19 protein-coding genes are annotated in these 26906 nt (G+C 57.0%); 10 read left to right on the top strand and 9 right to left on the bottom strand.

The window, feature by feature from the left end; genetic code table 11:
• Positions 1-986: transglycosylase domain-containing protein (locus tag AQS70_RS17555; RefSeq protein WP_187331826.1), on the bottom strand; the 986-nt coding region annotated here is incomplete at its 3' end.
• Between the two features lie 137 nt (positions 987-1123).
• Here AQS70_RS17555 and AQS70_RS17550 point away from each other — a divergent pair.
• Positions 1124-1417 carry a hypothetical protein gene (locus AQS70_RS17550; RefSeq protein WP_055104026.1) on the top strand — a complete coding sequence of 98 codons (294 nt, stop codon included), beginning with the start codon at positions 1124-1126 and terminating at the stop codon, positions 1415-1417.
• A 96-nt stretch (positions 1418-1513) separates the two neighbouring features.
• Here AQS70_RS17550 and AQS70_RS17545 read toward each other — a convergent pair whose 3' ends face one another.
• Positions 1514-6406, bottom strand: coding sequence for an alpha-2-macroglobulin family protein (locus AQS70_RS17545; RefSeq protein ID WP_055104025.1), 4893 nt, complete (start codon positions 6404-6406; stop codon positions 1514-1516).
• Between the two features lie 200 nt (positions 6407-6606).
• Here AQS70_RS17545 and AQS70_RS17540 point away from each other — a divergent pair, with 200 nt between their 5' ends.
• The gene (locus AQS70_RS17540; protein ID WP_055104024.1) at positions 6607-7935 is read left to right on the top strand and encodes an MATE family efflux transporter; all 1329 of its coding nucleotides are present in this window, start codon (positions 6607-6609) and stop codon (positions 7933-7935) included.
• 82 nt (positions 7936-8017) lie between these two features.
• Here AQS70_RS17540 and speA read toward each other — a convergent pair whose 3' ends face one another.
• From speA to AQS70_RS17520, 4 genes are all read right to left on the bottom strand, one after another.
• The gene (gene speA, locus AQS70_RS17535) at positions 8018-9931 is read right to left on the bottom strand and encodes an arginine decarboxylase (protein WP_055104023.1); all 1914 of its coding nucleotides are present in this window, start codon (positions 9929-9931) and stop codon (positions 8018-8020) included.
• 218 nt (positions 9932-10149) lie between these two features.
• Positions 10150-10521: a translation initiation factor Sui1 gene (locus tag AQS70_RS17530; protein ID WP_055104022.1), complete on the bottom strand. Its 372-nt coding sequence runs from the start codon at positions 10519-10521 to the stop codon at positions 10150-10152.
• A gap of 224 nt (positions 10522-10745) precedes the next feature.
• Positions 10746-11273 carry an NUDIX hydrolase gene (locus AQS70_RS17525; RefSeq protein WP_055104021.1) on the bottom strand — a complete coding sequence of 176 codons (528 nt, stop codon included), beginning with the start codon at positions 11271-11273 and terminating at the stop codon, positions 10746-10748.
• Between the two features lie 3 nt (positions 11274-11276).
• A complete protein-coding gene (locus tag AQS70_RS17520; protein ID WP_055104020.1) occupies positions 11277-12347 on the bottom strand; it encodes a DUF2333 family protein in 1071 nt (356 codons plus the stop codon).
• Between the two features lie 285 nt (positions 12348-12632).
• Between AQS70_RS17520 and AQS70_RS17515 the strand changes: the two genes are divergently transcribed.
• The 6 genes from AQS70_RS17515 to accC all read left to right on the top strand — a co-directional run bounded on the left by AQS70_RS17515 (position 12633) and on the right by accC (position 19647).
• Complete coding sequence (locus tag AQS70_RS17515; protein WP_055104019.1) at positions 12633-14255, top strand: GGDEF domain-containing response regulator; 1623 nt, start codon at positions 12633-12635, stop codon at positions 14253-14255.
• A gap of 99 nt (positions 14256-14354) precedes the next feature.
• Positions 14355-16316: a methyl-accepting chemotaxis protein gene (locus AQS70_RS17510; RefSeq protein WP_055104018.1), complete on the top strand. Its 1962-nt coding sequence runs from the start codon at positions 14355-14357 to the stop codon at positions 16314-16316.
• A gap of 133 nt (positions 16317-16449) precedes the next feature.
• Positions 16450-16980: a hypothetical protein gene (locus AQS70_RS17505; protein ID WP_055104017.1), complete on the top strand. Its 531-nt coding sequence runs from the start codon at positions 16450-16452 to the stop codon at positions 16978-16980.
• Positions 16981-17325: 345 nt separating this feature from the next.
• Positions 17326-17781 carry a type II 3-dehydroquinate dehydratase gene (gene aroQ / locus AQS70_RS17500; RefSeq protein WP_055104016.1) on the top strand — a complete coding sequence of 152 codons (456 nt, stop codon included), beginning with the start codon at positions 17326-17328 and terminating at the stop codon, positions 17779-17781.
• A 25-nt stretch (positions 17782-17806) separates the two neighbouring features.
• Complete coding sequence (accB, locus tag AQS70_RS17495; RefSeq protein ID WP_055104015.1) at positions 17807-18271, top strand: acetyl-CoA carboxylase biotin carboxyl carrier protein; 465 nt, start codon at positions 17807-17809, stop codon at positions 18269-18271.
• A 17-nt stretch (positions 18272-18288) separates the two neighbouring features.
• Positions 18289-19647 carry an acetyl-CoA carboxylase biotin carboxylase subunit gene (gene accC / locus AQS70_RS17490; protein WP_055104014.1) on the top strand — a complete coding sequence of 453 codons (1359 nt, stop codon included), beginning with the start codon at positions 18289-18291 and terminating at the stop codon, positions 19645-19647.
• 291 nt (positions 19648-19938) lie between these two features.
• On the opposite strand, the gene AQS70_RS17485 is transcribed toward accC, so the two are convergent.
• The 3 genes from AQS70_RS17485 to AQS70_RS17475 are packed head-to-tail and all read right to left on the bottom strand — an operon-like array spanning position 19939 to position 25178.
• Positions 19939-22047, bottom strand: coding sequence for a TonB-dependent receptor (locus AQS70_RS17485; RefSeq protein WP_055104013.1), 2109 nt, complete (start codon positions 22045-22047; stop codon positions 19939-19941).
• A 13-nt stretch (positions 22048-22060) separates the two neighbouring features.
• The gene (locus tag AQS70_RS17480; protein ID WP_055104012.1) at positions 22061-23266 is read right to left on the bottom strand and encodes an MFS transporter; all 1206 of its coding nucleotides are present in this window, start codon (positions 23264-23266) and stop codon (positions 22061-22063) included.
• Complete coding sequence (locus AQS70_RS17475) at positions 23256-25178, bottom strand: IucA/IucC family protein (protein ID WP_055104011.1); 1923 nt, start codon at positions 25176-25178, stop codon at positions 23256-23258. Before AQS70_RS17475 ends, AQS70_RS17480 begins: the two co-directional genes overlap by 11 nt.
• Before the next feature lie 299 nt (positions 25179-25477).
• Here AQS70_RS17475 and prmA point away from each other — a divergent pair, with 299 nt between their 5' ends.
• Positions 25478-26356, top strand: a complete 879-nt coding sequence (prmA, locus tag AQS70_RS17470) for a 50S ribosomal protein L11 methyltransferase (RefSeq protein ID WP_055104010.1) — start codon at positions 25478-25480, stop codon at positions 26354-26356.
• Between the two features lie 30 nt (positions 26357-26386).
• Positions 26387-26906, top strand: a 520-nt coding sequence (locus AQS70_RS17465; RefSeq protein WP_187331825.1) for an MJ0042-type zinc finger domain-containing protein, incomplete at its 3' end; no start/stop codon positions are given.

Below are 26906 nucleotides of genomic sequence, written 5' to 3'. Positions count from 1 at the left end.
GGTTTGAGGGTCGACCCCGGCGAACGCAGCGCGGTGATCATGTCGACATGGCCAAAGCGTCGCGCGTCGTTAATGTCCACCGACCCCAGATAGGCGCGCACTGCCATTGTTTGCGTTTCGACCACGATGATCGCCGCCGAGGTGTGCTCGGGCAGTCGTGCACGCCAGCCCAGCAGCAAGTCTTCAAGACGACGTTGCAGGCTGGCGTCCAAGGTGGTGCGAATCAGCGGTGGGCTGTGCGGGCGGTTCAAACGCCGCGCCAATAACGGCGCCAGGCTAGGCTCCAGTCGCGGTGCGAGCAACAGCGGCTCTTGCAGCGCCTCATCGACCGCCATTTGCGGCCAAACTTGATACGCGGCCAAACGCCGCAGCACTTTGTCGCGCGCCACTTGTGCACGCCCGGGATGACGGTCAGGCCGCAGCCGACTTGGCGCTTGCGGCAACACCGCCAACAGCGCGGCTTCAGAGCGTGTGAGTTGCTGGGGCGACTTGCCCAGATACGCCCAACTGGCCGCGGCCACGCCTTGTAACGTGCCGCCAAACGGTGCGCGATTGAGGTACAGATTCAAGATCTGTGCTTTCGACAGGTGCCATTCCAACTGTGCCGTGCGCCACAACTGGCGTAACTTTCCGGGCACTGTGCGCGCATGCGGGTCTAGCAAGCGAGCGACCTGCATTGACAGCGTGCTACCGCCCGACAGCACCCGCCCGCCGGTGAAGTTTTGCCAAGCCGCACGGCCCAGCGCCATCGGATTGACCCCAGGGTGCTGATAAAACCAACGGTCCTCGTAGGTCAACAACGCCTCAAGGTAATACGGCGATACATCCTCGTTGCGCACGGGGTAACGCCACACGCCATTGGCATCGGCAAAGCGCCACAAGGGCGTGCCATCCTCGGCCAGCACCACACGGGCCAAGTCATCCTTGGGCAAAGGCAGGGGCCAGATGCGGTCTGCCAGCCATAGCAATGCGACGGCCAGCAACAAGCCACACAGGGGCCACAGGACGATTTTTTTAATTTTTGAACGCACTAACACTCACTCGTCACGCAACTTTGCATCCTGTCTGGCTGCCCAAGGGGTATCTTTGGCACAGCAATCACCTTATTTATCGGGATATACCCATGCACGTCGAAAGCTTTATTGGAAATCTGGGCCTGTGGTTAGGCACTGTCGTTCGCTGGATCGTAGACAGCCTAAGCGGCTTGTTTAATGTGATTACTCAGGCGGGCAGCAACTTCATTGACGGCATGGCCCGCGCATTGGGTATGGACACCTCAATCGTCAGCATTGCGGTGCTGGTAATTGGCCTGCTGTTTCTCTACAACGCCGTACGCGCCTTCATGCGCGCCTCGATCATCGGCGGCGTGATTTGGCTGCTGCTCGGGTTGTGGGTTTTGAGCTGGATCATTAACTAAACCGTTTGTGACCTGTAGGAGCTGCCGCAGGCTGCGATCTTTTGATGTTTAAGATCAAAAGATCGCAGGCTTCGCCAGCTCCTATACGTGATCTCTTTACCGGCCCTTTATCACCATTTCTCCCGGCGTTTCGCCGACGGCCTGCCAGTTAGGTCGGTACATCGACTCCACTTGCGGCGGCGGTACGCGGTAGGTGCCCGGCGTGACTGCACGCGCTAGGTACAGCAAGTGCGTGGTGCCATAGCCCTCCAGTTTCAGCGCCGCCACGTAACGGTCATCACGGTACTCCTGATGCAGCACGTTGGCGTTTTGCATCGCGTCGCGCCATTGCTTGACCTCGGTACTCGCGTTTTCAAGGCTGGCGGCACTTTGCCCAAGGTTCTGGTTTTCCAACTCCAGCCCCGCAGGCAATAAATCGACCACCAAGGCATCCGGCACCTGCTGCTTAGCCGTCACGGCCACGTGCACCAACACCAGGTCGCCACTTTTCAGCGCCTTGATGTTCAACGGCTCACCATTCATGCCCACGTAGTCGCGGCGAATGGTCATGTTCTCGCCGCCCGCCGCCGGAGCCTGCTGTGGATAACCCGAAACCGTCAGTTGTTGATACACCGCCTCGCTGCCTTGGTTACGCAATGTCAGGGGCTGCGTCAGCAACGCCCCGTCAAGCTTGAGGCCCGACTGGGTGTTGTTGAGTTCGCGGGTTTGATCGCCACTGCTGAGCTGCGCCGACCAATTGCTTTCAGGCTGGCTCAACACATCACGCCCAGCCAGAAACAACGCATTTCGTTCTTGAGTTGATAACCATTGGCTGGCAGCCATCAGATCTGACAACTCAAACAGACGCTGCTCTCGCTGGCCACTCATCAGGTTGTTCTCTTCCAACAACGCCAAAATCAGTGCTTGATCGCGCAACGGGCTGCCGTAATCGCCTAACCACTGATCGTTCTGACGTGTGGCGGCTAACCCGGCCACTAACGCCTGATCTGCGCGGGGTTGGTCACCCATCTTTTGCAACGCAATGGACAGCTGCACCAGCGGCAAGCCTGAGCGCGCATCGCTGCGGCGCTCAAAGAGGCTGCGCAAAGCACCCAGCGGCGCTTGCTGGCTGCGGGCCAGAACCAAGGCCGCATACGCCTGTACGGCAAAACGGGTGTGTTCCAGGTTGTCACTGTAATCGGCTTCGATCAGGTTGCGCTCTTGCACATAACGCAGCAGCCGCTCATTAGCTTTTTTAAGCGCGTCAGCGGGTACGGCGTAGCCTTGGTCCCGGGCGCGCAGTAAGAAGTCGGTGATATAGGCTGTCAGCCAATACTCTTCCTGGCCGTCAGCGCCCCACAGGCCAAAGCTACCGTTGTAGCGCTGCATGCCCAGTAGACGCTCGATCCCCAGTTCAATTTTGCGTGTGCGATCGGCGTCTGGTTCCCCTTCAAGCCCCAAGCGCTTAAGCAACGCCGCATCGGCGTACAGCGCCGGATACAGGCCGCTGGTGGTTTGCTCGGAGCATCCATAAGGGTAGGCCTTGAGCGCACGAATCTGCTCGCCCAAGTTCAGCGGCGGGCGGCTCGACAGGCTCAGCAAGGCTTCGCGGCCCGCCGGTTCAAACGCCTGCAACTCGCCGTCAGGCAAGCTCCATGGTTGGTCTTTGAGTACGGCACGGTACTGCCTGAGCATCGCCGGATACGCCGGACGCACGCCCAAGGTCCATTCGCGACTGAACGGCGCAAGGGTTTCGCCCGGCAAGTTCAAGCCATTGACCGTCACCTTGACCACACCCGTGCCAAAACCACCCAACGCCTTAACCGGAACCTGCAAGGTGCTGCGCTGGCCGGGGCTAAGCGTGACGCTGTGCGTGGCATCGCCGAGCAGAGTGAGCTGACCGTCAGCGTTCAGTTTGACGTCAAGGGTTTGCGGTTTGTCGGTGAGGTTGGACAGGTCCAACGCCAGCCGAGTCTCGTCGCCGCCCGCTAAAAAGCGCGGCGCGGCCAATTCGGCCACCAACGGTGCGGCGACCACGGTTTTGGCCTCGGCCATGCCGTAACGGTCATCGGTCCAAGCTTGAGCCATCAAGCGCAGCTCGCCGTTAAAGTCTGGAATATTGACGCTGACTTCACCTTCACCCTGCGCATTGAGGGTCACTGGTGCGCTTTGCAGCGCGACGATGTTCACGCTGGTCGCTGGGCGCTTACCCCCCTTGGCCAAGGCCGCGTCACCGCCAAATGCCAAGCTGGCCAAACGGCCTTGTCCGGCTTCAATCAGTTGCCCGTAAATATCCAGTTGGTCGGCCCCATAAGCCTTGCGCCCAAACAGGCTCGCGTACGGGTCAGGTGTAGGGTAATCGGTAATGTTCAGCACCCCGACATCCACCGCCGCGAGCAGTACATGGGCCTGTTTAGGAATGCTGCCATCGGCGTTTTTAGCGTGAAGCTTCACCGTCAACGGCTGCTTGGGGCGCATTGTTTGTGGCGCGTCGAGGGTTAAAGCCAACTTGCGCTGGCTACGATCCAGCGGCAAGTGCAACACGCCGACCGCACGTTTTGGGGTGATGTTGGTTTTACGCTCACCGGGGCGGATCACCAGCGCGCTGACATACAGATCGTGTCGCGCCCATTTGGGGTCGAGTTTGATATCGAAGGTTTTACCTTGTGCCGGGACGTCGATTTCTTCCCACCACAGCGGGCCATCGCTGCCTTCAACCAGCAAGTAGCCTTTGCCCGCCGCGGGCGGAGTGACGGTGACCTTGGCGGTGTCGCCCTCCAGATACGCCGCTTTGTCCAGCGCCAGCTTGACCTGATCCGGCCGCACGGCGCCGCCTTCGGCGTTGTCTTGAGCGCGATAACCGGCCCAGAAACGCACGCTGCTGATCAACCCGGTAGTCGGGTCTTCAACTTCAACACGGTACGGCCCCCACTCCACCGGGAAGCTGACCTTAGCGGTTTCGCCGGCTTTGACACTGACCGTTTCTTCATTAAGGTTCAGAAACTTCTCGTTGTAGTGGTAACTCCAGCCATCGTTATCCGAGTAGTTCCAATAGTAGTCACGACGCTCTCGCACTAACCGCACCTTGAGGTTTTCAGCGGCTAGCTTGTGGCCCTGATTGTCGGCCACCAACAGTTCAACCTCGACCGGCCCATCGCCATCGGTCTCGGTGCCGTTAAACAAGCCACGAATGCCCGGCAAACGCTCAGCAGGCCAAACCGGCTGCACTAAACGTCGGGTAATCGGCCGCCCGCCGGACTCCTGCAAGCTGGCTTGCACGATCAATTGCAGCGGTGATTTGGCCTCGCTCCATTGGCTTTCAATACTGAGGGTTTGCTTGCCATCAGCGTTCAGTACGCTTTCGTCCAGCTCAAGGTCTTGGGTCAATTCTGGCTCGGTCACGGAGCCAAATTGATAGCCAGGTAATGCGCTGACGGCCTCACGCAATGGACGCACATACACTTGACCGCTCAAGCGATTGCCAGCAGCCGGAGCGCCATACAGGTAACGACCGTTGACCTGAATTTCGGCGGTTTGCTCGGGCCGTAGCGGTTGGTCACTGCCTTTGAGCTCAAGTGCCATGCGCTCCGGCAAAAAGTCTTCAACCGAAAATTCATACAACTGGGGCTTGCCATCCCCCAGATCGAACACTAACTGCCAGCGCCCTGTGGGCGCCTCGCCTGCTAGGGGCAACGAATACTGATAAAAACCACTAGTGTCCGGCTCCCAGACAAACTTGCGGCTGACTTGCTCATCCGGGCGGCGCACTTCAACACTCACCGGCTGCGGTGTGACTGACCGACCGTCACGATCTCGCAATAAGGCATTCAGCAGCACGGTTTCGCCAGGGCGATACAGATCACGCGGGCCAAACACAAAAAATTGCAACGGATGCGCTTGTGGGCCACCAATGTCGAACTCGGCCAAGTCCAGCGCAGCGGTGTTTAGCCTCAGCAGGCTGGTCTGCTCGCCTTGACGCGCCAGCAGCACTTGGGCCTTGGGCGGCAAGGCCAGCTCTGCGTGGCCAGCGTTATCGGTTTTACCGTGGGCCAACATCTTGCCTTTGCCGTCGAGCAACTCGAGGTCGACATCGGCCAGCGCACTGCCGCCCTCCAAAGCTTGGGTGAACACATCCAGACGTTTCTGATAACGGTGTACGGAAAGGCCAATATCACTGAGGGTAAATAAGGTGGCCGGAGTCGAATAGTTGTAACTGCCCGATGCTTTCATCACCGCCAGATACACGCCTGGCTCTTGCAGCGGTTTGATGCCCGCGGTAGGCAGAATCAGGGTTTCGCGGGTGTTACGCACCGGGTTCAAGTCAAAGCGCCCGCCGTACACCAGGTCTGCCATATTCAGCAGGTCTTTGGCTTCGTAACTTTGCAGGCTGCTGTTTCGCCCCCACTGGCTCAGAAAGGCAGGCAAGGATTGGGTTTTGACGCGGAAGAATTCAACGTCAACTTTGTCGACATTCAGCGCGATGACCGGCAGCCCTTCGGCCAACCGGGTCGGCAGCAAGTTGCCACGGCTGGCAAAGCCGACGGTGGGTTGCAAGTCGCGGGTTTCTAGGCGGCTGATGTACTCGGCGGGCAACGTTGCACCGTTGACCGCACGCAGGCCAGGGTCGACGGTGAGGATCAATTTGCGCTGTGGCTCTAGATGACGCAGGTGCAGTTCCATCAGGTTATCCGACAGCTCCCACGCGCCATCGACCTTGCCAGTCTTGGCATCCACCACGTGTAGTTTTTCGGCAAAGTTCTGCTCGGGGTCCAGCGGCACTGAAAAGCTCACAGACAGCGTGCTGGCACCGTCCAACTGCACCTCAGAGACATCGACCACATTCAGCTCGCGCCCGGCATAGCGCTCGGCCAAGACTTTAGGGTCTTGTGCTGGTTGGGTGGCGGGCGTAGAGGCGGCTGGCTTCGGCGCCTGTGGCTTGGCGGAAGAGGATGAATCGCATGCGCTCAACAGCGCCAGCGCGCACGCCAGAAACAGTCCTTTGCTAAACATGATGTACTCGTTGTCGTGGCAGTGAAGGGGCGACTATATAACAGCGCTGCCAGAAGGGCAGACGCACTGGTCAGATTGACCGAGGATTAGGCAATTGGTTCTCCCGGCCTTTAGGAGCTGCCGTAGGCTGCGCAGGTCAAATACCAGCGCCTACGCGGCTGACTTTGTGTTCTACAATGCTGCCCCCCAAAGGAGCCCGCATGTCTTTTCTGTTAGCCGACTGGCGCGACCGCGCTACCCATCGCCGGGTATGGGCGCTGGCTGCGCCGATGATTTTGTCGAATATTTCCGTGCCGCTGGTGGCGCTGGTCGACAGTACGGTGATCGGCCATTTGCCGCACGCCCACCAATTGGGCGCCGTGGCGGTCGGCTCCAGCTTGTATATCTATCTGGCCTGGATGATGGGCTTTCTGCGCATGGGCACTACCGGCTTTGCCGCCCAAGCCGCCGGGCGCAATGACGGCACCGCCTTGCGTCAAATCCTGCTGCAAGGGCTGCTGCTGGGGCTGGGGCTCTCGCTATTTTTAGCGGCGATTGCGATGCCTTTCAGCGGCGTGGCGCTGAGTGTGATGCAGCCTTCAGCTGAACTGCATGACATGACCTTGGCGTTTTTCTATAACCGCCTGTTTGGCTTACCCGCCTCGCTGGCCAGTTATGCCTTAGTAGGCTGGTTTCTAGGCGCTCAAAACGCTCGAGCGCCGCTGGCGATTTTGCTCACCACTAACCTGATGAATATCGCGCTCAATCTGTGGTTTGTGCTCGGGCTGGATTGGGGTGTGGTCGGTTCGGCGCGAGCCTCGGTGATTGCCGAATGGTGCGGCGCCCTGCTCGGCCTGTGGCTGACTCGCGGCGCGCTACGGGCGTATCCGGGCAAAATGGCGTGGGCCGCTTTACGTGTCTGGCAGAACTGGAAGCCGTTGCTGGGGGTTAACCGCGATATTTTTATCCGCAGTTTGCTGCTGCAATCGGTGTTTTTTGCCATCACGGTGCAAGGCGCTCGATTGGGCGACGCCACCGTGGCGGCCAATGCGCTGCTGCTCAATGGTTTACTGCTGACCGCTCACGCGCTGGACGGTTTAGCGCATGCGGTCGAAGCCTTGTGCGGGCATGCCATAGGGGCGCGAGATCGGACGGCGCTGCGCCGGTCTATGGTGGTAGCGTGCGGCTGGTCATTGTTAGCCAGTGCCCTGTTTGCACTGCTGTTTGTGTTTGGCGGGCATCTGTTTGTGCAGATGCAAACTGACATCCCAAGCGTGCGCGAAACCGCCTTCCAGTACTTGCCGTACTTGGCCGTGTTGCCGCTGATTGCGGTGTGGAGTTACTTACTCGACGGCTTATTCATCGGCGCCACCCGCGCCCTTGAAATGCGCAATGCGATGCTGGTCAGCGTGGTGATTGCCTTTCCGGTGGCGTGGGCCCTGCATGGCTATGGCAACCACGGGCTGTGGATAAGTTTCTTACTGTTTATGGTGCTGCGCAGTTTGATCTTGGGGCTGTATGCGTTGCGCATACAGTGGTTTGCCCCATAACCCTGTGGAGCTGCCGCAGGCTGCGATCTTTTCAAGATCAAAAGATCGCAGCCTACGGCAGCGTCTACAGGTTACTCACGGCTTATGAGGACAAGTAAGACGAACGTGTCAGGCCCAGGCGCAGTGCGTCTAGGAACTGAGTGCGTTCCTTGACGCTGATCTTGGCGCTGGCGACTTTATCGCGGTAGTGAGTCATCAACTCCTCAGGCGACAAGTGCACGTAGCGCAGCATGTCTTCGATGGTGTCGTGAGTCTCGATACCGGCGTGGTACACGCTGCCATCTGCCTTCTGGTAGATATTCACCGAGTCGGTATCACCGAACAGGTTGTGCATATCGCCCAGAATTTCTTGGTAAGCGCCCACCAAGAAGATACCCAGCAGGTAGTCTTCGCCTTCATTGAGGCTGTGAACCGGCAGGCTGGTTTCGATGCTTTGCTCGTCGACGTATTGCTTGATCTTGCCGTCGGAGTCGCAGGTCAGGTCTTGCAGCACGGCGCGGCGCAGCGGCTCTTCGTCAAGGCGATGCAGCGGCAGAATCGGCAATACTTGGCCGATCGCCCAAGTGTCCGGCAGGCTCTGGAACACCGAGAAGTTGCAGATGTATTTATCGGCCAGCTTGTCGTTGAGTTCGTCCAGCACTTGACGGTGCGAACGCTGACGCGCTTTCAACGAGTTGTGCAGGCGACGGCACACTGCAAAGTAGCATTGCTCGGCCAAGGCTTTTTGGGCCAAGGTAATTTTGCCGTCAGCGTACTGAGTTGCCACGTCACTCATGTAGTGCGTGGCACGCCAGTAGGTTTCAGTGACCATTTCAATATCGGTCGGGCCTAACAAGTCCACCAACCACTGCACGGTTTCGGGCAGGCTTTCTTTGTTTTCGATGACCGGTACTTCGTCGTTGTGCTTCTCAACGTCGGTCACTTGCACCACCAACATGGCGTGGTGCGCAGTCAGGGAACGGCCGCTTTCCGAGAAAATATGTGGGTGCGGCAAACCTTGTGCGTCGCAGAATTCTTTGAGCATGCCGACCACAACACCGGCGTAGTCGTCCATGTCGTAGTTGATCGAGCTGGCGTTACGCGAGTGAGTGCCATCGTAGTCAACACCGAGACCGCCACCGACGTCGATGTGGTCAACCGGCAGGCCGAGGTTACGCAGTTCTCCGTAGTAGCGAATCGCCTCTTTAAAGCCATGCTGGTAGTCGGCCAAGTTGGCGATCTGCGAACCCATGTGGAAGTGCAGCAGGCGAATACCCTGATCCAAACCCGCGTCACGGAAGCGTTCAACCACCGACAGCAGTTGCGCGGCGGACAAGCCGAATTTGGATTTTTCGCCACCGGTGTCTGCCCATTTACTGGACGCCAACGACGACAGACGCACACGCAAGCCAACCTGGGGTTTGACTTTGAGCGAGGCCGCCTCTTCGATCACCAGGTCTACTTCGGACTCTTTCTCGATCACGATGAAGACGTTGTGGCCGAGTTTTTGGCCCATCAAGGCCAAGCGAATGAACTCGCGGTCTTTGTAACCGTTGCACACGATGGTGCCGCCTTTCGGGGCCAGCGCCAGCACGGCCAGCAGCTCTGGCTTGGAACCGGCTTCAAGGCCAATCGAGACGTTCTGGGTGGCGATGATGTTTTCGATCACCGCTTCTTGCTGGTTAACCTTGATCGGGTACAACGCGGTGTACTGGCTCTGATACTCAAGACGCTCGATATTGGCGTCGAAAGCACCGGTCAGTTGGCGCACCCGGTCTTGCAAAATATCTGGAAAACGCACCAGCAATGGCAAGGACAAGCCACTTTGGCGCAGTTCGTCCACTTGCTCGTACAAGTCGATGGGCGAGCTGTTCGGACCGTTCGGACGGACTTCTACGCGACCGGCTTCATTGATCGCGAAATACCCGGCCCCCCAATGGCGAATCCCATAAACGCTGCGGCTGTCCGCAACTGTCCATTGGCTGCCATCGTCTTTGCGTGTGCGTCGTACGGACATCGAAGTCCCCTATATATAAGTCAAATAGCCAAACCTGTTTGCAGGTTGGCGCAGTCTAAAGAATGAAAATGACGTTTAGTCTGCACAGGGTAGACCCTGACAACGGCGCCGAGTTTAGAAACCCGCAATAACAGGCTCTGTGAAAACCATGGCGAGCGGTCTTGAGCGAGCCCTTTTGGAGCCGCAAGACAACCCTAGGGTGGTTTTGACAGAGGCTGCTAGCCGCCGGACTTCTTGGCTTTGAAACCGTGTTTGAGCAGTTCGGCCAACAACAACTCAACGTGATCGCCCTGGATCTCGATGATGCCGTCCTTTAACGCTCCGCCCGTGCCACAGCGTTTTTTCAACGTGGTGGCCAGCTCTTTGAGTGCGTCTTCGGCTAACGGCACGCCGGTGATGGTGGTCACCGTCTTGCCGCCACGGCCTTTGCTTTCGCGGCGCACGCGAGCAATGCCATCACCGGCAGGGATCTGGGTTTGTTTGCAGGTACAGGCGTCCACTGGCTGACGACAGTCTGGGCAGTGACGACCTGCGTCGGTGGAAAATACCAAGCCACCAAGGGCGGCGAAGGATGCGGCTTTTTTGGCCACCGGCAATCCTCATATGGAGGACAAAAAATTGGCCGATGCAGGGCGCCGTTGCGCCATGCTTTACCGACCGCGAAGCCCCACTCTGGCAGGGGCAGCGCAACTCAAGCGGCAAATGCGCCTGAGCCTGAAAAGGTCGCGCAGTGTAACGACAAAATCGCTGAGGCCCAAGAGTCAATTGGCGCAATTTTTAAACCAGCGAGACATAACCGGTAGGCGCTGTGGAATCAGGCCAAATATCGTTTCAGGGCAGCCAGTGAGTCAGGGCAGAAGTCTTCGTACTCACTGCGGCGCAATGCCTCATCCACCGGCATAAACAACGCACTCTGTACTTCCTCGGGTTGCACCTGTAAAGGGCCGTCCCAAATGCCAGAAAAGACACCACACCACAGCCGGTTGTGTGGGCCCTCAAAGTAAAAACGCTCGTGCGCTGTCAGCTCAATCCCGCTCACGCCCAACTCCTCGGCCAATTCACGGGCTGCCGACTCGGCGTAGGTTTCGTCTACGCCGACCATTCCGCCCGCCGCAACGTCCCAAAACCCCGGATACAGCGCTTTGCTGAGCGTGCGCTGATGCACGCACAGCTCACCGGCCGAGTTAAATAGAAGGATAAACGTGCCGCGCCCGATCAGCCCACGTTGACGCAGCTCATGGCGCGCCAAGGCGCCCAGCACGCGATCATCGCGATCTACCCAGACCACCTGCTCGAGGTCTGAGGCCGCGCGGTGGGCGGCCTCCGATGCTGAATAAGCCAACTGTTAACCTTGCGACAGCAACTGGCGAAGGTCCATAACGGCAGCATTCGCACGGGAAATGTAATTCGCCATCACCAGCGAATGGTTAGCCAACATGCCATAACCGCTGCCATTGAGAATCATCGGGCTCCACACAGGCTCCTGTGCAGCTTCCAGTTCACGAATGATCTGACGCACGCTGACCGTGGCGTTCTTTTTGGCTAACACATCGGCGAAATCGACTTCGATAGCCCGCAGCAAGTGGGACAACGCCCACGCCTGACCACGCGCTTCATAGAACACGTTGTCGATTTGCATCCACGGTGTTTCAACGATTTCTTCGTCCACCACAGGCACTTGGCCCGGTTGCAGGCTTTCGGTTTTCAGGGTGGAGTTGAGTTTGACCCGGCCCACGCTGGCCGACAGGCGCTGCGACAGCGAGCCCAAGCGTGTCCCCACATCACCCAGCCAGTTGTTCAGGTTGTCGGCACGCGAGTAGAACAGAGCGTTTTTCTGATTGGGATCGGACAAACGCGCCTGATAACGGCTCAGGGAGTTGATCCCTTCTTGGTATTCAGACTCACTGGATGGCAGCATCCAGCTTTTGTTATCGAAGTTGAAGCGCGGCTCAGCCTTGGCCAAATCTGCGTCTTCGGCAGACTGCGATTGCGAGCGGGCGAAGTCTTTACGCAAGGCACGGGTCAGGTCACGCACCTGCACCAACACGCCGTATTCCCAGCTTGGAATGTTGTCGAGCAAGACACCCGGTGGGAAGCGATCGTTAGACAGATAACCGCCCGGCTTGTTGAGCACGGTGCCAGCGACGGTTTTCAAGGTTTCTACCGTGGTGAAACCGGGCACCATTTGCTGGCCGCTTTTTTCAGCTGCCAACTGTGCATTTTGTTGTACCGGGAACAGATCAGGCTCTTGGCTCCAATACCAGCCCAACCCTAGGCACACGACGGCGTAAACGCCGACTAAGATCGCAATGGAGCGGGTCAGCAGACTACTTTTGAAATAGCCACGCGGCTTTGCTTGATTATCCCTGACCGACTCGCGAGCGTTATCGCCCTCTCGTTTTTTCCAGTCCAGCATGGCTATGTCCTTTGAGATGCTTGATTCAACAATTCGACCACAACCCTATCTCATCGTGCCTTCATGCACGATTTTAATAACGACCATGCTAGCTCGCTTTAATCCAGGGTGTTAAAGGCTAGGCACTATAGAACACCCGCGAGGCCACGCCTACGCGAGGGCAGCTAATCCGTAATATCGGTGAGCGCGACTTAATTTCAAGCTGAGACAGGATCAAACCCACTTAAAGTGATAGCATAGAGCCATTATTCGACTTCAGAACGCTCTTTATCCAGTAGCCAAGATATGACCGCGCAAGAAGACACCAGTCACGAACGCCTGAAGAATCACTTCGCGCAGCGCGTTACACATCAAGCCCGCCAAATACTAGACATTTGGCAGCGCCTGCAAACTCAAGAGTGGTCGCCTTCAAGGCTCGCTGAATTTAGCGAGGCCAATTTGCGTTTGCTGCGCTTTGCTCAACGCTTCGATCAGCCGGAACACACTGAACTGGCGCAGGCCACCCATGCGGTGCTGCAACAAGTCGCCGACAACCGTGGTCGCCTGAATAGCCCGTTAATCAGCGATCTCAACCGGCTGATGCAGCGCCTGTCGCGCACCAGCCTGCGTCATGGCGACCCACTGGCGCAGGTTGCGTTGCCGCCGCTGCGCAAACCAATTTATATCCTTGTGCAAGACTTAGAACGGGCTAAACGCCTGTCCACGCAACTGGAGTTCTTCGAACTCAGCGCCGTGGTGTTTGACAGCCCGACCCGCTTTCGCATGGCCATGGCCGACCGCCATCCGGCGGCGATCGTGATTGAGGTGGACTTCGCCGGTCCCGGCCAAGGCTTGGCGTTGGCCGCCCAAGCCCAAGCGGGCCTTGAGCAGAAACTGCCGCTGCTGTTTTTCAGTCAGCATGAAACCGACACCCCGACTCGACTGGCAGCCGTGCGGGCCGGTGGCCAAGCGTTTCTGACGGGTACCCTCGAAGTCTCCAGCCTGTTGGAGAAGCTCGAGGTACTGACCTGCGTTGCTCACTACGAGCCGTATAAGGTGCTCATCATCGACGACTCTCGGGCACAGGCGTTGCACACCGAGCGGCTACTCAATACCGCCGGCATCATTACTCGAACCTTAACCGATCCGATTCAAACCATGGCTGAGCTGGCAGATTTTCAGCCCGACCTGATCATTCTCGACATGTATATGCCGACCTGTACCGGCACCGAACTGGCCAAAGTCATTCGTCACAATGATCGCTACGTCAGCGTGCCGATCATTTATTTGTCGGCTGAAGACGACATGGACAAACAACTCGATGCCATGAGCGAAGGCGGCGATGACTTTCTGACCAAGCCCATTAAGCCTCATCACTTGATTACCACCGTGCGTAACCGCGCCGTCCGCGCCCGTCATTTAAAAGCGCGGATGATCCGCGACAGCCTGACCGGCCTGTACAACCACACCCACATTCTGCAACTGCTCGAAGACTGCTCCTTCCATGCTCGGCGCGAAAACCGTCCGCTAAGCTTTGCAATGCTCGACTTGGATCATTTCAAGCGGGTCAACGACAGCTACGGGCACCCCATGGGCGATCGCGTGATCAAAAGTTTGGCGCTGTACCTCAAACAACGTCTGCGCAAAACCGATTTTATTGGCCGCTATGGCGGTGAAGAGTTTGCGATTGTGATGCCCGATACAGATCAAGAATCGGCCTATAGCGTGCTTGATCAAATTCGCGAGCGCTTTTGCGAAATTCATTACCCCGCACACCCCACCGATCTGTGGTGTTCATTCAGCGTAGGCGTAGTGCAACTGCACGGTGATTCCGACAGCCTGAAAATGGCCTCCCAAGCCGATGAAGCGCTGTACCTCGCCAAGAAAAATGGTCGCAATCAAGTGCAGCGCTTTAACCAGCAAGGCTAAATGCCACTATTTCACTAAGACCAATCCCACTCGTCATATCGCTGTAATCCAAATGCAATAACTTCAGCCGCTTCTCACTGCGTAGTAGGCAGAATCCCCATGCGTCTGAAGCTGCTAACCAACCTCAACACACTGTTGCTGGTCGCTGTGTGCCTTGCGCTAGGCGTTACTTTAGTCTGGTCGCAACAGGCGCTGGAGCGTCCATATCTGTTGATGGAGCGCTACTTAAGCCTCTCGCAACACTTTCAAAACCACGTCGCACGCAACATTGAGGACTACTTGGCCAGCGGTGATGCCGTGCGTTTGAGCGAAGCCAACAGCGCCCTGGAAACACTCAAACAGCAACTCGCCCCCTTACCACCGGCATTGGCAGACGCCGTACGCCCAAGCCTTGAAAACCTCACCCTCTTGAGCCACAACGAGCTGCTGGCGGCTGGCAAATTAGCGGGTGACCCGCAAGCCTTGCTGCTGCAAGCCGAGCGTGAGCTGGCGGCCAACCTCGAACAACTCGGTCAATACGCCAGCGAAGCCGCGCCCCACCAAGCTTCTGGGTATTTACCGCCCCTGCTCAGTGCTTCTTTGCACTTGACCAAACTGTCGCTGAACCGCGACAAACTGGTCAGCAGCGGACGCAGTGAATTAGCGGGCGATGTTGAACGCGCACTGAGCAGCATCCAGAACCAAGCGCACCTCATCGACGCCCTGCCTCTGCTCGGCGTCAGTAGCAAAAGCACCTCAGGCAATGATGATTTCGCCGCAATGATGGGGCTAGAGGCGAGTCAGACCACCCAGACCGAAGACGCCGGAGTCACCCTCAAGCGTGAGCTCAACAACCTCCTGAGCCGATATCCGGCGGAACTTAAACGGACCCAAACGCAAATTGAACAGCGCGCACAACTGAGCAGCACCACGCACCTCAAACTCGATGCGGTGCAACACGCGATTGCCGAACTGGAGCCGGTGGTCCGCGTCCAACACGGCAAAATCCAAGATGAAGTGCGCTTGATTCAAGGGCTGATGATTGGCTTGATCCTGCTGATCGCGCTGTTGATCGACAGCCTACAACGCAAGCTGGCGCGGGTGCTGACCTACTTGGCGCCGACACTCTCGACCTGGGCAGAAGGTGACTTTAGTCGCGACGTTCAACTGGGCAAAACTAACCGTGAACTGCATGACATCGAGGCGTCGCTCAATCGCCTGCGCGCTTATCTGGTGAACTTGGTGGGCACGATTCGACTCAACGCAGAGCAAGTGGCAGGCAGCAGCCAAACCTTGGCCCAACTGAGTACTGACCTGCACGGCGGCGCCGAGCGTCAGGCCGGTGACACGGGGCAAATTCGTGATGCACTGGCCGAACTGGAAGCGACCATTTCTCAGGTTGCAGGTGACGCTAGCCAAGCCGCCGACGCCAGCCGCAGTGCCGGCACAGCAGTGGCACAAGGCCAACGCGTGATTGGTCACAGCCTGACCGGGCTGCATGCGCTGGTTGGGGAAGTCCAAAGCAACGCCCAGACCGTCGAGCGCTTGGCCGAAGAGTCCGCCACCATTGGTGGCGTGCTAACGGTAATTCGCGCCATCGCCGATCAAACCAACTTGCTGGCACTGAACGCCGCGATTGAAGCCGCCCGGGCCGGTGAAATGGGCCGCGGCTTTGCGGTCGTAGCCGAAGAGGTTCGCTCTTTGGCGCAACGCACCACCGGCGCAACCAGCGAAATCCAGAACCTGATTGCCGGGCTGCAACTGGCTGCGCGCCAATCGGTAGACGGAATGCGCGCGCAGGTGGCACATGCCCAAGCGACCGCCCAGCAAGCTCAGGATGCAGATGGCGCGCTGGATGAAATTGTCGGCGCTATTACCACCATCGCCGATACGGCCTTGCGCATCGCGCACGCTACGGCTCAACAAAGTGCTGCTGTGAGTGAGATTCGCGATCACAGTGAACGCATTCATTTGTTAGGCGACCACAACTTGCAACGCATCGGTGTTGCTCGGAGTCAAAGTCAGCAATTGCTGCAACTGGGCGCAGAGCTTAATACGGCGGTACAAGCGTTTCGGGTATAGCAACAGATGAACGGCGTAAAGACCTGTTAGTTCTGACAGTATCAATTTCTGCCGCGAGTGATATTAAATTCATATCATCCGCAGCCGATTAATACGACGTCTGCGCCCTTACGGCATGAACAGGCAGCGCCCCATGAGACAAACTATTTTTATACTGTTTGCTCTTTATTTACCCATGGGCCATGCCGCCACACTGCAAGTTGAAAACCAGTCGCGCTTTATCGCCGTCATTATTGATTACACAGGTGGTTATCCTTGTGTACCCGACAATAACAACGTGAAGCCATGCCTGATTACGCCGCTTGCGACGGCCACCTACGAGCTGTCTAACACTGAGAATTTGAGCGCTGTGCTGCGCTTTGTTTCACTGCAAGAGCCTTCGGATAAACCCCTCGACGATCTAAAGAAACATGCATTTAAGAGTGTCGCCGACTTTACTTATCAACCTATTGGCCCCTTGAAATATGAACAAGTGAGATGCGAAACACCGATTGATGAAGGCATCAGTATTCAGATCATCCTAGTTGGCTTAATAGACATGACCTGCGAAAAGGGCACTGATCGACGTCTGTCATGGGTCTATAAACGCAATGACGTTCATTTGAAGTTCATCCTTAAAGACTTACCCGCTAAACCCTTTAAACCCGACGCATTCCCTCTGTAACAGCACACCCACAACTGTAGGAGCGAGCGTGTTCGCGATCTGTTAAAGATCAAAAGATCGCGAGATAGGCTCGCTCCTTGAGAGTGAATAACATTGCCTGTACGGGCGACCTCTTTTGCAAAGATCACGAAGAAGAAAGTGACCAACGGGTCATTTCTGAGGTCAGCGCAGCGGACTTCGTCGAACGTGTCGTCAACGCGAATGACCAGATCTAGAGCCTTGGTCACAAACTTTTCGCGAACATCGGACATCGTGCTGGCTTTTGTACACAACTGGACACTGATTCAGGTTTTCGGCATAGTCGCCCGGCACTGACAACTGCGCACACATGATAAGGAACAGCAGATGGCGACTTTTCTAGTTCTGCACGGCCCCAACCTGAACCTGCTAGGCACCCGTGAACCGGGCGTTTACGGCGCGACCACCTTAGCGCAGATCAATCAGGATCTGGAGCAACGGGCTCGCGAGGCCGGTCACCATTTGCTCTACCTGCAAAGCAATGCCGAGTATGAATTGATCGACCGAATTCATGCCGCTCGCGATGAAGGTGTGGATTTTATTCTGATCAATCCGGCTGCTTTTACCCACACCAGCGTGGCATTACGTGACGCGCTGCTGGCGGTGAGCATCCCATTCATCGAAGTGCATTTGTCTAACGTGCACAAGCGCGAACCTTTCCGCCATCACTCCTACTTCTCCGACGTTGCGGTAGGTGTGATCTGCGGCCTTGGCGCCAGCGGTTATCGACTGGCCTTGGAGGCCGCCCTGGAACAGCTTGAACGACAAGCTAAACGCCCCTGACCAACCCATTGGGAGTTGACGATTCATGGATATCCGTAAAGTTAAGAAACTGATCGAACTGCTGGAAGAGTCCGGCATCGACGAGCTGGAAATTAAAGAAGGCGAAGAGTCCGTACGCATCAGCCGCCACAGCAAAACTCCAGCTCAACAGTTCTATGCGCAAGCCCCTATCCAGCAAGCGCCTGCTGCCGCTGCTCCAGTGGCTGTAGCGCCAGTTGCGACCGTGACCGAAGCACCTGCTGCTCCAAAACTGAACGGTTTTGTGGTCAAGTCGCCAATGGTCGGCACCTTCTACCGCACCCCAGCGCCAACCTCGCCAGCCTTCGTAGAAGTGGGCCAGAGCGTTAAAGTCGGCGACACCATTTGCATCGTTGAAGCGATGAAAATGATGAACCACATCACCGCTGAAAAAGCCGGTGTTATTGAATCCATCCTGGTCGAAAACGGTCAGCCGGTTGAGTTCGACCAACCGCTGTTCACCATCGTTTAAACCACGGGGAGCCAACGATGTTGAAGCCTCAGAAGCTGGAAAAAGTCCTGATCGCCAACCGCGGCGAGATCGCCTTGCGCATCCTGCGGGCGTGCAAGGAACTGGACATCAAGACCGTCGCAGTGTACTCCACTGCTGACAAGGAACTGATGCACCTGGGTCTGGCAGACGAAACCGTCTGCATTGGTCCGGCACCAGCCAACCTGTCTTACCTGCACATTCCGGCCATCATCGCAGCGGCCGAAGTGACTGGTGCGACAGCCATTCACCCTGGCTACGGCTTCTTGGCTGAAAACGCCGATTTCGCCGAACAAGTCGAGAAGTCCGGCTTTGCCTTTATCGGCCCGAAAGCTGACACCATCCGCCTGATGGGCGATAAGGTTTCGGCCAAACACGCCATGATCGCAGCCGGTGTACCGACTGTTCCAGGCTCTGACGGCCCACTGCCGGAAGACCCTGAAACCGCACTGCGCATTGGCCGTGAAGTCGGCTACCCGGTGATCATCAAGGCTGCTGGCGGCGGCGGTGGTCGTGGCATGCGCGTTGTGCATCGCGAAGAAGACCTCGTTGAAGCAGCCAAGCAGACCCGCGAAGAAGCAGGCGCTTGGTTCAGCAACCCAATGGTCTACTTGGAAAAATACCTGACCAACCCACGTCACGTGGAAGTTCAGGTTATTTCCGACGGCCAAGGTAACGCGATCCACTTGGGCGACCGCGACTGCTCGCTGCAACGTCGTCACCAGAAGGTACTGGAAGAAGCGCCAGCACCGGGTATCGACGAGAAGGCACGCCAAGAAGTATTGGCGCGCTGCGTACAAGCGTGTGTTGACATCAACTACCGTGGTGCGGGTACTTTCGAGTTCCTGTACGAAAATGGTCGTTTCTACTTCATCGAGATGAACACTCGTGTGCAAGTAGAGCACCCGGTGTCCGAAATGGTCACTGGCATCGACATCGTTAAAGAGATGTTGAGCATCGCGGCAGGCAACAAGCTGTCCTTCAGCCAAGCAGACGTGAACATTCACGGGCACTCGCTGGAATGCCGGATCAACGCTGAAGACCCGGCGACGTTCATGCCGAGCCCTGGTTTGGTCAAGCACTTCCATGCACCGGGCGGCAACGGCGTTCGCGTCGACTCGCACCTGTACAGCGGCTACAAGGTTCCGTCCAACTACGATTCCCTGATCGGCAAGCTGATCACCTGGGGCGCGACCCGTGACGAAGCCATGGCCCGCATGCGCAATGCGCTAGACGAAATCGTGGTCGACGGGATCAAAACCAACATCCCGCTGCACCGCGACTTGGTGAATGACGAAGGCTTCTGCGAAGGCGGCGTCAACATTCACTATCTGGAACACAAACTGGCTAACAAGTAAGTTTGTTTTCTGCACAACAAAGCCGCTTTCGAGCGGCTTTGTTGTGTGTGGTGTCCACTCAAAGAATGAGTGAACTTCACGCAAAGTAATCAGGAAGAGATTGACCAGAATGCCACTCAACATATGTAGGACGGATCCATATCAAACACGCTGCTTTATGCGGTACACAAACCCCGTAGGAGCTGCCGCAGGCTGCGATCTTTACTTTTGAAGATCAACAGATCGCAGCCTTCGGCAGCTCCTACGGGGCTATGTTGGGTACTCCGTGATCTCGAAGGTGCTGGTGCTTACTCACCAATCCACGGAGTAACTGGCACTCAACGTTCGGCCTTGGGCGTTGGCATACGGCGCGCGGGCATTGGCCTGGGCGAAGGCATTTTGATACGTCCGATTGCTCAGGTTGTAAATGCCGCCTTCCAAGCGCCCTACGGGTAATTCGACCGAACCTAGCAGGTCGACCAAGGTATAGCCGTTGATCTCGCGGCCATTGTTATCTTTGGCCGCCGCGTCGTAGCTGGCCAAGCGCAGCGCTTGTAGGCGCAGGGTGTAGGTATCTTCGGTATAGTCTACAAAAACGGTGGTTTTAGCGGGCGATACCCGCGTCGCGGGCAGGTCGATCCATCGGCCATTCTGTCGGGTTTCACCTTTGGCCCACGCATAGGTGCCGCCCAGCGACCATCTGTCAGTCATGCGCCAAGTCACATTGTTTTCAATGCCGCGCACCCGCTCCTTCTGGTTTATCAGGCGCAACACTCGATCATTGGCATCGTAGAACTGCGTCACATCCGAGGTATTTTCATAAAGGGTGGTCTCAGCTTGCAATGTCTCCCAGTTACCCCGCCAACCCAACTCATAACTGTTGACCTTGATGGCTTGGGCATTGAGGCTCTGGATATTGAAATTGCTCTGCACATCACGCATAAAGCGCTGGATATCCGGCAGTGAAAATCCTTGGCTGAAGTTGGCAAACACGTCCTGATTGTCACTCACGTGGTACACCGCGCCCAGGTTGTAGAGCGTGGCACCATAGTTGAGCGTATCGCCGGGCAAGACCGAACGCTTGCCAGTTTGTACTATTTCGCCATAGGCGATGCTGTCGGCGACTTTGCTTTCGATCCATTCACGGCGCACACCTGAGCGCAACGTCCAATCGCCGATATCCCAAGACATTTGCCCGAACAGGGCTTTAGTGGTGGTGGTGATGTCTGGCCCCAGCTCAAACGTTTCGCCGGTTTTGCTGTAGACCAAATCATTGACGGTGTACTGGTCACCACGTTGGCGGGAGCGCTCATGGTCATAATCCGCGCCCCACACCACATTACCGGTCGCCTGGCCGATAGAGGGCAGCGCACTGTCGACGGCTAAGCGCAAACCATAAACATCTTGCACGCTGTTGTTGTTGGAAATCCCGGCCTTGCCTCGCGCCAGATCAGGGAAGAACAACGCATCGGAACGCCGCCAGTAGGTTTCTACCTGCAAGCCTTGGCCGTAGAAATCAGCGTCGGTGTAATTGAGGTTCGCCGCTTGGTTATGGGTGTAAGGCTGATCATCCAGCACCAGACCTTTGATCGCGACAGCGTGTTCCTTATTGCCCGGATCTTTGGTGTAAGAGGTGTCTTGCTGGTCCTTGTAATCCTGCAATGACAGGCTGAGTTTTTTGTCGGTATCTAACGCGTAGCCGAAACGTCCTAAAAGGTCATAGGTTTCGGTGTCCATATTGCTGCCCTGCGAGGTGTCCTGCGGGATGCGCTTACCGTCGCCATCAAATTGATCATTGCGCTGCACCCCGCCGGCTGAAACGTACCAATCCAATGCATCCTTACGCCCGGTGGCACTTTGAAACAGCTCATAGGCAAAGCCTTGAGCATTCAGGTTATTGCCCGTGGTCAACCCTATGCGGCTATTAAAGGCGATGTCTTGGCCCTGATTACGCTTGGTAATAATGTTGATGATGCCGCCCGACGCGCCGGCGCCATACACACTGCTGGCCCCCGAGATCACTTCAATACGCTCGATGCTGGCGGGCAAGATGCTGTTAAGTTGGCGAAAGTTATCCCGTGTGGCGTTTTGTGAAACACCGTCAATCAGCACTAAGATATTGCGCCCACGCAGGGTTTGCCCGAAGTTACTCATCCCGCCAGATGAAGGCGCAAGACCCGGCACCAGTTGGCCGAGGATATCGGACACCCGCCGCCCCGCTCCGCTCTGCTGCTGTATCTGTTGCTCATCAATGACCTGCACCGAGCCAGGAATCGACGCAATGGTCGCCTCGTTGCGGGTGGCTGAAACCACCGTCGGTTGCATGTTTAGCGTAACGGGCGACGTGTCTTCTTCGGCCCATGTATTGAGGCTCAAGGAGCTGAGCGCCACCAGCAACAAGGGTTGCTTGCTCGGAGTCATGATCGGATCTCTGTTAGTTGTTGTAGTGAGCTGTCGATAACGATTGAGAGGCAGTTGAGGCTCTACGCACCCAGCGCACGCCTAATGCGGCTAGGGCGTAAGTCAGCGCTACCAGCCAAAAACTGTGTTCAAGACCGACCCATCCCATACCCACGCCCCCGATAACGACGCCCAGCAGCGCGCCGCCTTTTGCCGCGCTATTGCCCAGACCCAAGGCAAAACCCTGTTGATTGGCGGGGACGGTGTTGGCAATCAAGGCGTAAGCCACGGGTAACAAGGCGCCCTGCCAGATACCCCATAATAATCGGCTGGCTAGAAACCCTACCCATTCGCTGGCCAACGCACTCATTGCCAAGGTCAGGGCGCATAGCCAGGCAACGCCTTCAATCACGCGCAAGGTGTAAAGCGGCTGCCAGCGGTCAAACAGACGCCCCCACAGCGGTGCTGAAATGGCCAAGGTCGCGGCACTTGCGGCATACGTGACGCCGATCAACCAGCCCGGAGCTTGGAGCACATCCGCGACATACAGCGCGTAGAAAGGTTGCGGCATCATCTTCGCGGCTTGGACCAGCACGATCACCAGCAATATTGCGCTCAACCAACCTTTGGGTACTGTGGCAGGCGATGCGGGTATGTTGTCACGGGTCTTCGGGGTGTCGGCGGGTAAAAACAAGCTACTCATGGCGCAAAGCACACACACCAGCGTGGCGCCAAAACACAGCACAGCAAAACCCGAAATATCCATCAGCCAACCGCCCAGCACAGGCCCCGCCAACGAGCCAACGGCGGTGGCCGACTGCAAATGGGCGAGGGCTCGCCCACGATTTGAACGGGCGCAACTGGCCAGCGCATAGGCTTGGGCCGCCGCCAGAAAACCAGCCAAGGCGCCCTGCATCACTCGAATGAACACCAGCCACCAAGGATCGACGGTAATCGCCGCCGCCCCCTGACACACCGCCAACGCCAGCAGCGCCCGCACAATCATGGGCTTGTGCCCGGTACGGTCACCCAGTCGCCCCCATAGCGGGGTTAGTAGCATCGCGGCCAACATCGGCCCGACATACACCAGCGTCGACAATAAGGTCACATAGTGCGCCTGCTCAGCGCCCAGCAAATGCTGGATCTGCAAGGGCCAAAACGGGCCACTCATCTCCATCGCCCCCATGGAGAAAAACTGGATCAGCACCAGTAGCCACAACGTTCCCGGCTCAGCCTTCATAAGCAACGCCGCGCAAAGGATTCGCTAAACGCCCCACGATATCGGCATGACTGTCGAGCAATCGCATACGCATAAATGACTTCGCAGGCCAATCATGTTCCAGCAACGCTTGACGCTCAGTTTGCCAACGTCGCGGTTCAACACGTTCGCGCAGCGTGTCAAAACAGTGGCTTACGTGCACTGCTAGTTGGTCCCACAACAGCGCCTGCGGAATTTGCCAATGGCGGGCGCATAGCAACGTCAGTTCACCCAAATGGCACATAAATGTGGTGTGCAGCAGTTTGTCGCGCACATAGTCAGCCCGATCGAACAAGGTCATACCCGGATCGTGCAATTCTACGTCCAAGCCCTGACAATGCAGGGTGTGCCGATCAATTCGAATGTCTCCAAAATCGCGTATCAGCAGGCGGCTCAACTGCCCGTCAGCCGCCATCACCATAAAACTGTTCTGTTGGTGAGCCTCAAAGGCCACCCCATAGAGCAAGTAGATGCCCAATAAGCTCGGCACAGCGATGGCTAGGTAATCGCGATAAAAATCGTGCATCGCATCACTGTCGTCTCGGCCCTGAGCCAAGCGCACCCATTGACGCAGCAAGGGCTCCTGATGCTCATCTAGGGCAAACAGGCTGCCGACCGGCACAGCCAGTTCACCGGGGTGCAAGCAACCCGACAGACTATCGCGATACAGCACACCTGCATGCCGTGAGCACTCATCATCGGCTGGCAGCGGAGCGTAATGCACGCCCACTCGCTCGGGCACGATATTCAGTAATCGTTGAATCTGCGGTTCTTTATCGAGGATGTTCAGTACTAATTGGCTTACACGCGGCCCCATGCGTGCAGAGCGCGGCGATACGGTGCGCTGCACACTTGTTAAACGTATAGCTACGGGCAACTTGACCATCGGTGCCTCGTCACGGCCTTCGGGCACAACAGTACGGAACGACATGGTCGGATGAGCGGTAAAGGCGACGATGTCTGTCACCAGCAACTGTTTGTCCGCTATTTGCGAGGCAAAGATGCGCAGTAATACATCACTGACTTGCCAGGGATGGGCCGGGAGCGGAAGGTAATCGTCGCACTCAAGCCCTCTGCGCTTGATCTCAGCACTCAGTTGCGAGGCGGCTTGCGGAAAATGGGCTTGCCACCAGCTCCAGTAATCGCCTGTGCCAGGCAAAGCCTCTACGTGAGCGCATTGGCGATGCATTGCACAAAGCACAACCTCAATGCTCGCCTCGAATTCCGGCGACAATTCGATCAATTGCGAAGTACTCAGGCCCAGCTTGGTTTTGTAATTGGGATGCCACGGGTGACCGAGGGTGCCCCATTGCTCAAGCAACACTGTTGGATTTGAATGTACCGACGCGTCTTTCAGCCACGCCAGATAATTCCAATCTTCGCTACCACCGGCCTGCGCTTTCAAATCAAGGGTCCAACCTTGATGGAAAGCTAAGCAGAGGGTGTCATTCATCAAACTGTTATCAAGCTCCTCAGCCAGCCGCTGCAAGACAGCACTTGAAGCGGCGGGTTGAAATAGCGGCCCCAGAAGAGTCAATAGCTGCGACGGGAATACCAAGGTTTGAATCGACTTATCCAGACAATGAAGCGTGACGCCCCCCCGCAGCTCCCAACTGTTCATGCGGCCCGCATGCAAGTGTTCAAAACAGAGGGTTTTGCCGTCCTCCAGCACGAAGCTGCAACGCGAGAGGCGTGAAAATTGGCAGTTATCCGCGCTCAATAACGCTTCACGAAACAACGCCTGAACCAAACGCTGGAAACTGCGCTGGGTCGCGACAGGTAATGCGTGATGCAAGTGGTCTTGGGTGATCCGACGACGTTTAAACGCCTGCGTTGCAAGCGCCTCGCTCCAGACTGTATGCAGCTGTTGTGTTAGTTCGACGGCCAAAAGCATCACGCTCAACTCCTTTAACTAGCGACGGATTTCCCTATCCAGATTGAAAGCGAGGCGAGATTACTCCTTGGCTGAATAATTCTCAAATGTTAATAATTACCATTTGAGACGCGTTTTGAAATTTCCTACAGATTTGGTTACGTTTAGTTTTACCCAAGGCCAAGCAAGACAAATACCGCTTGGCTCTTACAGCACCGCGGCACACTTTTTTGCATACCACCCAAGCGCGCGCTCGCGTAAACTGGCGCGCTTTCGCAGCCCTTGCGGTTGCACACTTCTATTTTTCAAAGGTGCCCGCCATGCCTTGGCTGCAAGTACGCCTCGCCATCAGCCCAGAACAAGCCGAAACCTACGAAGACGCGTTCCTCGAAGTCGGTGCCGTTTCGGTCACGTTTATGGATGCCGAAGATCAGCCGATTTTCGAACCCGAGCTCAACACCACGCCGCTGTGGTCGCACACCCATTTGCTGGCACTGTTCGAAGGCGGCACCGAAGCCGAACTTGTTCTGTCCCATCTAGAACTGCTGACCGGCTCGCCTTTGCCTGAGCATCACGCTGAAGTCATTGAGGACCAAGACTGGGAACGCAGTTGGATGGACAACTTCGAGCCGATGCGTTTTGGTCAGCGCCTGTGGATTGTCCCTAGCTGGCACGCCGCGCCTGAACCTGACGCAGTGAATCTGTTGCTGGACCCAGGCCTTGCGTTCGGCACCGGCACCCACCCAACCACCGCGCTGTGCCTAGAGTGGCTCGACGGGCAGGAGCTCAAAGACTGCAACGTGCTGGATTTCGGTTGCGGCTCCGGCATTTTGGCCATCGCCGCTCTGTTGCTGGGCGCCAAACAAGCGGTCGGCACCGACATAGACGTCCAAGCGCTGGAAGCTTCACGCGATAACGCCGGTCGCAACAACATCGCACCCGAGCTGTTCCCGCTGTATTTGCCTGAAGACCTGCCGCAGGTTCAGGCCGATGTGCTAGTGGCGAACATTCTGGCTGGACCGTTGGTTTCCTTGGCCCCACAACTCTCAAGCCTGGTAAAGCCAGGTGGCCGTTTGGCCCTGTCCGGCATCCTTGCTGAACAAGGCGAAGAGGTTGGCGCAGCGTACGCTCAAGACTTTGATCTGGACCCTATCGCCAATCGCGATGGCTGGGTGCGCATCAGTGGCCGTCGGCGCTAGAATGCAAGCCTGCTTAACCCGGATAGCCGCATGAGCGATAGCTTCGTAACCCAGTGCCCGCATTGCCAAACCAGTTTCCGTGTCAGCCATTCTCAATTGGGCATGGCGCGTGGAGTCGTGCGCTGCGGCGCCTGCCTGCAAGTGTTCAATGCCGCACAGCAACTGTTGAATAAAAGCACTGAGAAAGAACAACTGCCTATCACGATGGTTGCGCTTGCTGCAGAGCCCGTGGTGGTTCTGGAGCCGATCCCGATTACGGAACCTGTGGTGAATGAGCCTCCTGCCCCGCCCCAGGTTGTAAGCCCCGCACGCTGGGACGCTGTGGAGCTGGACCTCGAGCATCTGGATCTAGACGAAGAGCTGGCCAAACTTGAAGAGCGGGAGATCCAACCCAGCAAAAGCTTTGGCCAGCCGCAAAAACCCGCTAACAATGCTTTGAGCGCTCGCCGCGAAACCCATGACGCTGAGGAAAGCGAATGGTCTGACAGCCTGTTTAGCGATTCAGCCGCAGAGCGTGCCAAAACCACCGCGCTCGCCGTCAGGGCAGACG

Source organism: Pseudomonas endophytica (genome assembly GCF_001411475.1).
In the GTDB taxonomy this organism is placed as follows: Bacteria; Pseudomonadota; Gammaproteobacteria; order Pseudomonadales; family Pseudomonadaceae; genus Aquipseudomonas; species Aquipseudomonas endophytica.
This window is presented reverse-complemented; position numbering and strand designations above follow the sequence as displayed.